Annotated in this window: 12 protein-coding genes; 8 read left to right on the top strand and 4 right to left on the bottom strand. The window is 40.7% G+C overall.

The annotated features are described in order from the left end of the window. Positions 1–9: 9 nt before the first annotated feature. From PL_RS21050 to PL_RS21035, 4 genes are all read right to left on the bottom strand, one after another. Positions 10–684 carry a hypothetical protein gene (locus tag PL_RS21050; protein ID WP_041877788.1) on the bottom strand — a complete coding sequence of 225 codons (675 nt, stop codon included), beginning with the start codon at positions 682–684 and terminating at the stop codon, positions 10–12. Then, positions 677–1,939 carry a dihydroorotase gene (locus PL_RS21045; RefSeq protein ID WP_041877791.1) on the bottom strand — a complete coding sequence of 421 codons (1,263 nt, stop codon included), beginning with the start codon at positions 1,937–1,939 and terminating at the stop codon, positions 677–679. Before PL_RS21045 ends, PL_RS21050 begins: the two co-directional genes overlap by 8 nt. Positions 1,940–1,945: 6 nt before the next feature. Continuing rightward, positions 1,946–3,973, bottom strand: a complete 2,028-nt coding sequence (locus PL_RS21040) for a BatA domain-containing protein (RefSeq protein ID WP_041877794.1) — start codon at positions 3,971–3,973, stop codon at positions 1,946–1,948. A 283-nt stretch (positions 3,974–4,256) separates the two neighbouring features. Continuing rightward, entirely contained in the window at positions 4,257–5,834 is a 1,578-nt protein-coding gene (locus PL_RS21035) for a L,D-transpeptidase family protein (protein ID WP_235324413.1), read from the bottom strand. 278 nt (positions 5,835–6,112) lie between these two features. Between PL_RS21035 and hisG the strand changes: the two genes are divergently transcribed. The 8 genes from hisG (at position 6,113) to hisIE (ending at position 13,189) form a co-directional block, all read left to right on the top strand. Further along, entirely contained in the window at positions 6,113–6,964 is an 852-nt protein-coding gene (gene hisG, locus PL_RS21030; RefSeq protein WP_041877868.1) for an ATP phosphoribosyltransferase, read from the top strand. Positions 6,965–7,029: 65 nt separating this feature from the next. Then, a complete protein-coding gene (gene hisD, locus PL_RS21025; RefSeq protein WP_041877797.1) occupies positions 7,030–8,328 on the top strand; it encodes a histidinol dehydrogenase in 1,299 nt (432 codons plus the stop codon). Then, the gene (gene hisC / locus PL_RS21020; RefSeq protein WP_041877799.1) at positions 8,318–9,364 is read left to right on the top strand and encodes a histidinol-phosphate transaminase; all 1,047 of its coding nucleotides are present in this window, start codon (positions 8,318–8,320) and stop codon (positions 9,362–9,364) included. The genes hisD and hisC overlap by 11 nt, the downstream gene beginning before the upstream one ends. Positions 9,365–9,366: 2 nt before the next feature. After that, positions 9,367–10,500, top strand: a complete 1,134-nt coding sequence (gene hisB, locus PL_RS21015; RefSeq protein WP_041877800.1) for a bifunctional histidinol-phosphatase/imidazoleglycerol-phosphate dehydratase HisB — start codon at positions 9,367–9,369, stop codon at positions 10,498–10,500. A 1-nt stretch (position 10,501) separates the two neighbouring features. Continuing rightward, positions 10,502–11,095: an imidazole glycerol phosphate synthase subunit HisH gene (gene hisH, locus PL_RS21010; protein ID WP_041877801.1), complete on the top strand. Its 594-nt coding sequence runs from the start codon at positions 10,502–10,504 to the stop codon at positions 11,093–11,095. 1 nt (position 11,096) lies between these two features. Next, on the top strand, positions 11,097–11,846 hold the full coding sequence (hisA, locus tag PL_RS21005; protein WP_041877802.1) for a 1-(5-phosphoribosyl)-5-[(5-phosphoribosylamino)methylideneamino]imidazole-4-carboxamide isomerase: 750 nt from the start codon (positions 11,097–11,099) through the stop codon (positions 11,844–11,846). A gap of 3 nt (positions 11,847–11,849) precedes the next feature. Continuing rightward, positions 11,850–12,605: an imidazole glycerol phosphate synthase subunit HisF gene (hisF, locus tag PL_RS21000; RefSeq protein ID WP_041877803.1), complete on the top strand. Its 756-nt coding sequence runs from the start codon at positions 11,850–11,852 to the stop codon at positions 12,603–12,605. Next, the gene (gene hisIE, locus PL_RS20995) at positions 12,602–13,189 is read left to right on the top strand and encodes a bifunctional phosphoribosyl-AMP cyclohydrolase/phosphoribosyl-ATP diphosphatase HisIE (protein WP_041877804.1); all 588 of its coding nucleotides are present in this window, start codon (positions 12,602–12,604) and stop codon (positions 13,187–13,189) included. The genes hisF and hisIE overlap by 4 nt, the downstream gene beginning before the upstream one ends. Positions 13,190–13,193 lie beyond the last annotated feature (4 nt).

The following is a 13,193-nucleotide window of genomic DNA, read 5'->3' as shown; positions in this document are numbered from 1 at the left end:
AAACCCGGATTAGTTTTTTTCGTTGAAAACAGCAATTAATGCATATACAGCACTGTCAAATTCTTTATTCGCACTGAATTCTTCCAGATCCTTAAAGGCCTGCTCATTTGCCTTTGGCTGATTGAAGAAACTCATAAAAGGAACAAATAATTCTTCCATTTCATCACCAAGCTCAATCATCGCTTTATGACTCACAATATCTTCAATACTGCTTTCTGCAAGCTGCTGGTTACTGATCAGGTCTTCATAGATATGGAACTCATCCTGGAACTCATCTTCCTCTACCAGTAAGAATTCTCTTAAGAAATCTCCCAGTTCAGGTTTGATCTGCTCATCATGACACTCATTGATATACAATAACAGGTTTAACAACTCTGTTCCACGGTCAATAGTTTCTTCCTCGATATTTGCCCACTCATCTGTGTCCAGGTAATCTTCTTCCAGTTTCTTGATATCACTTGCAAAGAAGTTGATCATCAGTAAATCAAAATAAACCTCTCTCAATTCATCAAAAGCCGGGTATTCATCAAATACACCATCAAACTCTTCTACTTTTTCCAGGAAACCCAGGTCTTTGTTAAAAACATCCAGTAAATCCTGTTGTAATTTTAAAGAATCATTACCCGAAAGTGCTGCAAATTTATCTAATGAGGCTACAAGAGCGCTCTGTACTTTACTATCCATATACTTGAAATTGATTGTTATTATAAACGAGTTGAACTTTCCCTGTCAGGGTTTGGTTTAATAATGGGGTATTTCTCGACTTCGAAAAATTATTGTCACGGTTATATTCCCATTTTTCTGTCAGACCGAAAAGTACAAAATTTGCATTTTCACCAGCGGCGATAACAGGTACAGGCAGTCTGAGTAATTTACGTGGATTTACTGAAAGTTTCTCTACAATCTGTGCAGCGTCCAGCCCTGCTTTAACCAGTAATGGTAATACAGTCTGTAAAGCAATAATACCATAAGCTGCAATCTCAAATTCCACATCCTTAAATTCAGGTTCATGCGGACGGTGCTGCGAAGAAACCGCATCAATAGTACCGTCTTTAAGACCCGCCAGTAAAGCTTTGATATCTGATTTACCTCTCAGTGGTGGCTTAATTTTGTAATTGCTGTCAAAATCATTCAAAAGCTCTTCAGTGAATACCAGGTGATGGGCAGCCACATCGCAGGAAATCTGCAGACCGTCTTTTTTTGCCCTTTTAATCAGCGCGACAGAACCCGCAGTAGAAATATTGGTAATATGTACCGGAGCCTGGTGATAGGTAGCCAGGAAAATATCCCTTGAAATCTGCATTTCTTCAGCCAGTGCCGGCATTCCCTTCATCCCCAGCAATACACTTGTTTTGCTCTCATTAACCTGGCATTTACCAGCGATTGCTTTATTTTCAGGATAGACCATCAGTAAACCATCAATCCCTTTGCAATATTGCAATGCACGGCTCATAAAACCATCATCGCTGACTGGTTTGGTTCCGTCAGTAAAAGCTATTGCACCTGCCTGCTGCATATCATAAAGCTCTGCCAGCTCTTTCCCTTCCAGATCATGACTGATTGCTCCCAGAGGATAAACATCAACCAGGTTATTTTTTGCTTTATTGATAATATATTCTATTTCCGCTTTGGAATGAACTACAGGTTTGGTATGCGGTAAAACTGCAAGTCCGGTAAATCCTCCGGCCTGTGCAGCAGCAGTTGCCGTTTTGATATCTTCTTTGGTCTCTAACCCCGGATCTCCAATGGAACAGTTCAGGTCAAAAAATCCCGGCGCAAGAAAGGCTCCCTGACCATTGATCAACTGTTCATTTTCCAATGGCTTCAAGGTAGGCTCAATCTCAGCGATTTTTCCCTGTACCACACGAACATCACAGATTTTCTGATTATGCTGGCTATTCGGATCGGTAATGGTTACGCCTGTGAGGAGAAGGTTCATGTCTTTTTATGTTTTTAATTTGTTAAAAAATCGAATCAATAGGGCTTCAACGGCTAAAAAAACAGCACACAAAACTAGGCAAAGTTTCCATAACTCTGTGCGGTTATTTTCCACAGCTTTCCACGACAAATCGCCCCCGGGTTTTGTCAGGTTCACTTTTTCAGACCCGAAAATTGTCTGAAGAGCTTTATCATCAGCATAATGCATATCTGATTCTGCACGTCCCTGGTTAAATGCATAAGTACTTAACAGGGAATCAGCTTTATATAATTCATAAATACCCGGCGTCTTAATCTGATCGGCAACATACAGTAAAGTCTGTCCCGGAACCTGCCTGATTTCAGGAATAACTTCCTGTTTATCAGTAATTAGCCGCAGCGACTGATTCGGATTCAGCGTAACTGGTGCTGTCTGCAGATAATTACTTTTTCCTATGGTATAATACAAAGGCTGCTCCTGCACACTGGTTAAAGCAATTTTATAAATCAGTGGCACAAATACAGGATGCTGAGGCAGATTGCTATCCCTGATATTTAAAGAAGTGGCACATAAATACAAGCGTCCTTTTCCGGCACTGTATTTACTAAAAAAAGGTTGATTAAGAGGCAGTCCCATCAGCTCTTCCCTCCCGTTCTGATGATTGCCGGCATACACAAAATGCCTGTTAATTTTTGGCAGATCCAGCTTTGATGGTATTTCTTCAAATACATCATTAAAGACTTTATTTTTCAGTGCGATGGAACTCACCCCGACAGTATCCCTGCTTAATGAAACTGACTGCGGAATATCCAGCGCCTGTAAAAATGAAGCATAAACAGCAGGATTAACCTCTAAATCAGGAAAAATCACCACAGTACCCCCATTTTTCATATAAGTTTTCAATTCCTGGGCCAGTCCGCTCGAAGGTGTCTTTAAACCCGAAAGTATAATCAGATTATAGTGATGAAAACCTGCATAGACGATAGCTGACTCAGACAGGGTACTGAGTTTGAAATAAGGATCTGCCCCAAAAAGAGCACTGATATATTTTTCAGAGGTTTCACCCGTAAGCTGTAAAACTTTCAGCCCGGTACTCACCTTAAAGGCAAATTGCAGCTGATCATCAAAAGTTACCGGAAAATCTTTGATACTGATCTTTGCTTTTTGCCAGCCGGCTGATAACCCACTGAACTTTAAAGTATCTCTTACTGCTTTTCCTGCCGGTATATTCAATGTAGCTAAAGCTCTCTGCTGATTATTAATGATCAGTTTTACCGGAATTCCCGGACTGGCCTGGGCCGAATAGTTACGCAGCTGGACGACAAACTTCTCCTGATCACCCGGTTTATGCGCCGGAGATAAGGACCAGACAGAGTCCACTGCTACATTGGGTATCGTATTTGCCTTCAATCTGACCAGACTGAGTGTACTTTTCGGATTGGTATGCAGTGGCGACTTCCCTGCAAACTGCTCCTGGAAATCTGATAAAATATAATTGTACTGATTTCGCTTTCCTGCCTCTGCCGTGTTCTGACGGTTTATAACCTGTTGTAAAGTACGTTCAGCAGGAGAAACTCTGACTTCATCAATCAAACGGAATAATTCTTCTGAATTGACCGGACGCTGATGGCGTCCTTCAAAATCATTGGTGGTTAGCTGAAACTTATCATTGATTTTAAACTGTTTTACAATCTCTTTGGCTTTACGCTTAGCCTCATCCAGCAAAGATCCCTCTTGATTGACTGCTTCCATACTATAGGAATTATCGAGATAGATATTGACCAGATTCCCGTTTTCCGGCGATCCGGCCGGTCCCCATGACCAGTAAGGACGTGCGAAAGCAAATGCCAGAAATACGATGGCCAGTATCCTGCAGATCAGAATTAATAAATTACGTAGTTTTTCTCTGGAAGAATGTTGTATGGTAACAGCCTTTAAGAAGGCTACATTACTGAAATATATCTTCTTGAATTTCCGGAAATTAAATAAATGAATAAGGATAGGAATGGCTACCGCCAGCAGAGAAAAAAGAAAACCTGGGTAGAGGAAATTCATTAAAAACCAAAGGTATAAATTTTATTAACATCATTTCTCAAAAATCAGAAATTTCAATGCGGCTAAATCCCCTGTTGATTGAGGTTATACCAGTGACCGTTCAGGTTAGGTTCAACTTCTCTGTGAGTCCGCCGCAAGTCCACAGTGAGTCCACGTCGAGTCCACGTTTTTCCAAAAAAAAGGTGGACTCGCTATGGAATTGTTACGGACCTGAAGTGGAATCACACAGAACTTCGTGCGATCTTGTTCAAAACCGTAACTCCAGTACGTATTCAATAAAATTTTACAGGTATTTTTTCATGGCTGCATACAAAGCATCATCCAGTCCGTAAACATCATTGCGATATTCAACTCTGCCGTTTTCAGCCCATGCTGTTTTGTAATTGATAAACACAGAAATGTTTTTCCTGGTGCCAAACCATTTTGGTTTTAACTGGAATACATTCAGTGTATCAGCTTTTTTAGCCAGTTTCTTTCTGTAGATGCCCATTTTTGTCGTGTCAACAGGCGGCAGATTGACTTCCATCCTCAGCTGATCGTATTCAGCATTTCCATTCACCATCTTCTGCGCAAATTCCAAAGGTTTTTCAACTCTTACACAACCATGGCTTATTGCCCGGCTGGCCAGACCAAACGCCGATTTATTATTGGTATCATGCAGATAAATACTCGCTCCGTTATCAAACATAAATTTAAACTTACCCAGTGCATTACCTGAACCGGAGCCCTGTTTAAACTGAAAAGGCAAATGGTCTCTTGAATACTTTTCCCATTGTATAGTATCTGTATCATTAACCAGCTTACCTTTGTAATAAACCTTCATGTTATTATTTGATAAATAATAAGGATCTCTTCTGGCCTGATTATAAATCTCATTTTTAGCTATACTAACCGGAATATTCCAGACAGGGTTTACCTCGATAGCACTGAATTTACTTAACAGAACCGGGGTCTGGTGATTTTTAGGTTTATCATCCAGCGAATGAGTTTTGGCATAAGTTTTCAATTTTTCTTCGTAAGCTTTTTCACGTCTGGCGCCTACACAAACTTTCATATGGGTAACCGTATCCTGTTCTTTAAACCAGGTCAGAGAAAAATCGGGGATATTTACTTCCACATATTCTGAGCTCAGCCCGGGGATTTTCCATCTTGCTCTTTCCATGTTCACTTCAACAGCTTTAATGGCTACTGCATTACGGGAAGGATCTTTTTTGAGTACAGCAAGCGTATGCTGCAAGACTTTGTAGTTTTCTGAGGCAGGCTGAATATCCTTTAACAGTTTTGTCAGACTTTTTGTCTCCAGCACTTTATTCATCGCCGCACTATCTGGTCTGGTAGTAGTTACATAATACCTGTTGAGTACTTTTTTAGGATTAACGCTTCCATAACCTACAAAAGTGTCATACTTTAACAGTGCCGAAGCTGCATAAAGCTCCAGATCGGCAAGAACCGGATAAGCTTCACTCACAGATTTGAATTGATTGGCTGATAAGGCCGATAACGTTTTCTCCAGCTCTTTATAACGGAATACCTCCGGATTATATCCGTGAATATTACTATTTTCCAGATAATTTTTCAGGGTATCTAATTCCCCATTAATATAAAAACGGGTAACCAGCAGATTTCTGCGGTCTTTATCTGCATAAAAATTACCGATTACTTTAGGATTACTTAATTTAGACTGTAAAGAATCAAGGTGACGGTTAAAAACTACATTATAGGCTGCAGTATCAAAATCTTTATAAATTTTATTCTTAAAATGTTCAGAGAGGATCACACCGACCTCTGGTGTGGTTTTAAACCAGTTACAGGACGACAGGAAGAGGCAAACAGGTAAAATTAGTGTTAGTGCTTTTTTCAAAATGAGCGGTATTTAAATAAATTGAGCTTTGTTAACAGGCTTCACGAGCATGCTAAACAAATAAAATGCCATATATTTTTGATTTGTCAATTCTATCTATATATTTGTGGCACTCAGTGTGCAACGCATTATTGAATAGAGACATAGATTATGAACAATATTTTGAACCATCACTCACATTTGTACCATCGCCAGTTATGGCGATAGATATTTAATGTTTTGTACTTCAAAACTTGTTTCCGAATTATTTTCCTGTTTCATTCAATAATTTCAATCAATTGAAAACACTTAAAATTGCTATCCAGAAATCTGGCAGGCTTAACGAAAAATCCGTAGAGATTCTTAAAAATTGTGGTTTATCATTCGAAAACTACAAAAGCTCCTTAATATCGACTGTTACAAATTTCCCACTGGAAATCTTATTTCTGAGAGATGATGATATTCCTGAATATGTTCAGGATGGTATTGCCGATCTGGGTATAGTCGGCGAAAACGTAATCACAGAAGTTGATGCGGATGTAGCCTATCTTCAAAAACTGGGCTTTGGAAAATGCACGCTGAAAATTGCTGTTCCCAATGACAGTGAAGTTACCAGTGTCAGCGGACTGGAAGGAAAAGTAATCGCCACTTCTTATCCGGTAATCCTTCAAAAATATCTGGATGATAACAAAGTAAATGCAGTAGTCCGTACCATTTCCGGATCAGTAGAAATTGGTCCCGGGCTGGGTCTGAGTGACGCGATATGTGATATTGTTTCTACCGGCGGAACTTTAAAAAGCAATGGACTGAAACCCTTTGGTGAAGTCATGAAATCTGAAGCTGTACTGATTGCCAGTAAAGGTATGGAACTCAATGAAGACGTCATAGAATTGCTGCAAAGAATCCGTTCCGTACTGCGCGCCAAAGAGACAAAATATGTAGTCCTGAATGTTGCCAAATCCAATCTTGATAAAGTCGTGAGTTTACTTCCGGGAGTTAAAAGCCCGACAATTGTACCTCTTTTTGAAGAAGACTGGGTAGCCGTGCATTCGGTAATTGCAGAGCAGGACTTCTGGGAAAAGATCAACAGTTTAAAAGCTGCAGGTGCAGAAGGAATTGTGGTTATGCCGATTGAAAAGATCATTTCTTAGGCATTATTTTAATCAAATAGCTTCTTTTTACCGTTAACTATTAGTTAACATAAAAATATAAAACATTGAAAATCTACAAGTATACTGATTTATCTAAACAGAATATTGAAGAACTCTGTTTAAGACAACTGGCTGATGATGCAAGCATTGCTAAAAGCGTCAAAGCGATCATTGGAAAGGTAAAATCAGCAGGAGACCAGGCGCTCAGAGATTACGCCCTGCAGTTTGACAAGGTAAATCTGGACCAGCTCTTCCTCACCAAAGATGAGATCGCACAGATTGCCTCAGAGATTCCTGATGATGCCCGTGCTGCTATCGATACGGCCTATGCAAATATCAAAAAATTCCACGCCGCGCAAATTTCTCAGGAAGCTAAAGTGGAGACTATGCCCGGTGTTTCGTGCTGGCGGGAAGCCAGAGCAATAGCGCGTGTCGGCTTATATATTCCTGGTGGAACGGCTGTTTTACCGAGTACTTTTCTGATGCTTGGCATACCGGCAATACTGGCAGGCTGTCAGGAAATCGTAGTCTGTTCACCACCTCAGCAAAATGGAAAAACCAATTGTTTTCTGGCTTACTGTGCTCAGCTTTTAGGGATTGAAAAGATTTATCTGGCCGGTGGTGCACAAGCTATTGCCGCTATGGCATTCGGCACAGAAAGTGTACCAGAGGTTTACAAGATTTTTGGTCCGGGGAACCGTTATGTAACCCAGGCTAAACAACAGGTGCTGGCATCTGGTATTACTGCAATTGACATGCCTGCAGGTCCGTCAGAAGTACTGGTTATTGCTGATGAAACTGCAAGTCCGGCATTTGTTGCGGCTGATCTTTTAGCACAGGCAGAACATGGTACAGACAGTCAGGCTATCCTGATTGCCAACTCCGCAGCGCTGATTACTGAGACCCTGCAGCAAATTGAGCTTCAGCTCAGCGAACTGCCCAGAAAGGATATTGCTGCTCAGGCTATCGTCAATTCTTATGCAGTACTGGTAGAAAATATGACGCAGGCTATGGCTTTCAGTAATGCTTATGCTCCTGAACACTTAATCCTGGCAACAGACCACTATGAAGAGCTCATTCCGCAGATTATCAATGCCGGATCTGTTTTTCTGGGTAATCTGACTCCGGAAAGTGCCGGAGACTATGCCTCAGGCACTAATCACACTTTACCTACAAGTGGTTTTGCCAAAGCCTATTCTGGTGTTTCTATTGACTCTTTTATCAAAAAGATTACATTCCAGCATATCAGTCCGCAGGGACTGACGGCTATTGGCCCTACTGTTGAAATCCTTGCTGCTGCAGAAGGACTTCAGGCACACAAAAATGCAATCACCATTCGTTTAAAATCATCAGATGGATATTAAGAACCTACAAAGAGAAAATATAAAAACGCTTCGTCCCTACTCTACTGCAAGAGATGAGTACAAAGGTCAGGCAAGCGTATTTTTAGATGCAAATGAAAATAGTTATGGCTCTCCTTTACCGGAAAACTTTAACCGTTATCCTGATCCTTTACAACTGGATCTGAAGGATGCACTTAGTAAAATCAAAGGCGTACCGATAGAAAACACCTTTTTGGGGAATGGCAGTGATGAAGCAATAGATCTTTTGTTTCGTGCCTTCTGTAACCCGGGAAAGGACAATGTGATTATCCTGCCACCTACCTATGGTATGTATGAGGTTTCTGCAAACATCAATGATGTGGAGATCCGCAAAGTGAATCTGCTGCCAAATTTCCAGTTAGACCTGGAAGGTATCGCAGAAGCTATTGATGCCAACACCAAACTGATTTTTATCTGCTCCCCTAATAATCCAACCGGAAATTCAATCATCCGCACAGATATAGAAACAATACTGGCTAATTTTAACGGTCTGGTTGTAATTGATGAAGCTTATATCAATTTTGCCAAACAACGTACGTTCATACAGGAATTAACTGAATATCCGCATTTAGTTGTATTACAGACTTTTTCCAAAGCCTGGGGTCTTGCCGGTTTAAGACTGGGAATGGCCTTTGCTTCAACCATCGTCATTGACATCTTAAACAAAGTAAAGGCGCCTTATAATATCAGTCAGTCTACACAGGATCTGGCACTGGCTGCACTTGAAAATATAGGACAGGTAAATGAGTGGATCAAAACCACAGTTGCCGAAAGAGAAAAACTGAGTCAGTCACTGCAGGAACTTGCCATGGTCAGAAAGGTCTATCCTTCTGATGCGAATTTTATCCTTACAGAGGTTGATGATGCCAATCGGACTTATGATGCTCTGGTAGACCGCGGAATCATTGTCCGTAACCGTGCAAAAGTAACTCTTTGCGAAGGCTGCCTGAGAATTACTGTTGGAACACCGGCAGAAAATGAAATACTAATATCCGCTTTAAAATCGTTAACTAATTAGCCATGAAGAAGATACTTTTCATAGATCGTGATGGTACACTGATCACAGAACCGGAAGATGAACAGGTAGATTCATTTTCCAAGCTTAAATTTTATCCCAGATCTTTGTATTATATGGCTAAAATAGCCGCAGAACTGGATTTTGAACTGGTTATGGTCACCAATCAGGACGGACTGGGTACAGACTCGCACCCGGAAGTGAACTTCTGGCCAATCCATAATTTAGTGATTGATACTTTTGCAGGTGAGGGCGTAGTTTTTTCTGAAGTGATCATTGATAAAACTTTTGCTCATGAAAATGCACCTACCCGTAAACCAAACACGGGCTTGTTACAGCATTATATGACCGGTGAATATGACCTGGCAGGATCATTTGTGATTGGCGACCGCATTAATGATGTGGTACTGGCTAAAAATCTGGGTGCAAAAGCGATCTGGTTAAGAAACAATGATACTTTAGGATCAGCAGAAATGCTGGATAAAGCAGAAACACTGACTGCTGTTATCGCACTGCAAACACAAAACTGGGTAGACATCTATACTTTTTTGAGTGCCGGTAGCAGACAATTTCACCATATCAGAAAAACCAATGAAACTGATATAGAAATTGAACTGAATCTTGACGGAACCGGAAAGGCTAAAATAGAAACGGGTTTGAATTTCTTTAACCACATGCTGGATCAGATAGCCCGTCATGGTGGCGTTGATCTGAATATCACAGCAAAAGGTGATTTGCATATTGATGAACATCATACTGTTGAGGATACCGGAATTGCACTGGGCGAAGCTTTTGCTAAAGCTATAGGCAACAAACTGGGGCTGGAGCGTTATGGTTTCTGCTTACCTATGGATGATTGTCTGGCACAGGCAGCTATAGATTTTGGCGGCAGAAACTGGATAGTCTGGGATGCAGAATTTAAACGCGAAAAAGTAGGTGATGTACCTACAGAGATGTTTTATCACTTTTTTAAATCTTTTAGTGATGCTGCAAAATGCAACCTCAACATTAAAGCTGAGGGCGAAAACGAGCATCATAAAATTGAATCTATTTTTAAGGCTTTTGCCAAAGCTATCAAAATGGCTATCAAAAGAGATCCTGAAAAATTAGTTTTACCAAGTACAAAAGGCTTATTATAAAATGATAGGAATCGTTAATTACGGGGCAGGTAATATCTTCTCGCTGACTTCAGCTTTATCCAGACTGGGACTGAGTTATGGAATGATCAACACCGCACATGATTTTGAGGAGTACTCCCATATCATTATCCCAGGTGTGGGCCATGCCGGAGCGGCCATGGAAAAACTGAATCAGACCGGCCTGGTAGAGTCTGTTAAAAAACTGACAAAGCCTGTACTGGGAATTTGTGTGGGGATGCAACTGCTCACTGCACATTCAGAAGAAGGCGATGCACAGCTGATGAATATTATCCCGCTGGAAACGAAACTATTTGACAAGGATCTGGGTATTAAAATCCCGCATATGGGCTGGAATAATATTCAGATTAAAAACAATTTGCTATTCGAAGGTGTTGAAAATCAGACACAATTTTACTTTGTGCATTCGTACTTTATTGAATATAACGCTATTTTTGAGATAGCTACTGCAAATTATGGTCTGCAATATTCTGCAGCTATACAAAAGGATAATTTTTACGGGGTTCAGTTTCACCCTGAAAAATCCGGTGCCGCAGGTGAACAATTATTATTGAACTTTTCAAAACTAAACAATTAAGATGTACATTATTCCCGCTATAGATATTTTAGATGGTAAAGTTGTCCGCCTCAGAGAAGGTGACTATAACCAAAAGACAGTATATGACGTGTCAATTGCCGAAATGATTGAGACTTACAGGTCTAACGGTACAGAATTCATACATATTATTGATTTAAACGGTGCTAAAGGAGATTTCAGCAATCAGGCTGAACTTTTTGATATTATCAAAAAAACAGATATGCGTGTGCAGTACGGCGGTGGTATCCGTACCATTGAGCAAGTAACTAATCTGCTTGACGCCGGGATACACCGGGTTATTGTAGGGACACAGGCAATCACCAATCCTGATTTCCTGGCCGATCTGAGCAAGGAAGTAGGCAAAAAGTATGATTATGCGAATCGTATTGTCATCGCCATCGACGTGCTGGATGAAGTAATTAAATACTCAGGCTGGATGGAAAGCTCACCTATCAAATTAATGGATTACGTGGACAAATGTCTTCAGCTGGGCTTTTTCAGATTCCTTTGTACAGATATCAACAAGGATGGAAAATTAGGTGGTGCAGCTGTAGATCTGTATAAAAAACTACTCGAACATTCCCCTTTTATCAAACTGATCGCATCTGGCGGAATCAGTTCAATGGAAGATATTGAAGAACTGGCAAAACTGGAAATCAGATCTTGTGTAGTTGGCAAAGCCATTTATGAAAACCGCATCTCTATTGAAGAGATTAAAGAATGGAATCTCAAAGCGATGACATCTTTATAAGCGATGCTAAGCAAACGTATCATTCCATGTCTGGATGTCAAAGACGGAAGGACAGTAAAAGGCGTTAACTTTGTAGATCTGAAAGATGCTGGTGATCCGGTTGAACTTGCCTGGCAATATGCGCAGCAAGGTGCTGATGAACTGGTGTTCCTGGATATTACAGCTACCCATGAGCGTCGTAAAACGATGATAGAAATGGTTAAGTCTGTAGCCAGGCAGCTGAATATTCCTTTCACCATTGGTGGCGGAATTACAGAGATTGCTGATGCTGAAGCTTTACTGAATGCCGGTGCCGACAAGATCAGCATTAATTCTGCGGCGGTTAAAAATCCGCAGCTGATTGCCGATCTGGCCAAAGTATTCGGTGTGCAGTTTGTGGTTGTCGCTGTAGATACCAAATTTATAGCAGGCAAAAACTGGGTTCATCTGAACGGAGGCAGGCTGATGACAACGCTTGAAACAGAACACTGGATCAAACAGGCAGAAGAAGCAGGTGCCGGAGAAATATTGCTGACCTCCATGGATCATGATGGCACTAAACAAGGCTTCGACTGTAAATTACTGGATAGCATCAGCAAAATGATCAATATTCCTGTAATTGCTTCGGGCGGAGCTGGAAAAACTGAACATTTCACAGAAGTTTTTACAACTACAGGTGTCGATGCAGCCCTGGCCGCATCGGTCTTTCATTTTGGTGAGATTCCTATTCCCTACCTGAAAAACGAATTAAAAAAACACAACATACCAGTAAGGTTATGAATATAGATTTTGAGAAAACCGATGGACTGGTTCCTGTAATCATTCAGGATATACAGACATTGGAAGTGTTAATGCTGGGTTATATGAACCAGGAAGCCTGGACAAAAACACAGCAGGAAGGAAAAGTAACTTTCTATTCCCGTTCTAAAAGCCGTTTATGGACTAAAGGGGAAGAAAGTGGCAACTTTTTATATGTCAAAGAGACGCATATCGACTGTGACAGGGACACGATACTGATTAAGGTTACTCCTGTCGGACCAACTTGTCATACTGGCAGCAGAAGCTGTTTTAAAACTAATTTCAGTCAGAACTTTATCTTCGAACTGGAAAAAATAATTCATGACAGATATGATCATCCTACTGAAGAATCATATGTCAATAAACTGCGTAAAAAAGGATTAAACAAGATCGCACAGAAAGTTGGCGAAGAAGGTGTTGAAACTGTGATTGCTGCGCTGAATGAAACTGATGTTGATTTTGTCAATGAGAGTTCTGACTTGATTTTCCACTTATTGGTTTTATTGAGAGAAAAAGGTAAAACACTGGCGGACATAGGGGTAAACCTGGAAAGCAGACATCGTTAATATT

It is taken from the genome of Pedobacter lusitanus, from assembly GCF_040026395.1.
Classification (GTDB): Bacteria; Bacteroidota; Bacteroidia; order Sphingobacteriales; family Sphingobacteriaceae; genus Pedobacter; species Pedobacter lusitanus.
This window is presented reverse-complemented; position numbering and strand designations above follow the sequence as displayed.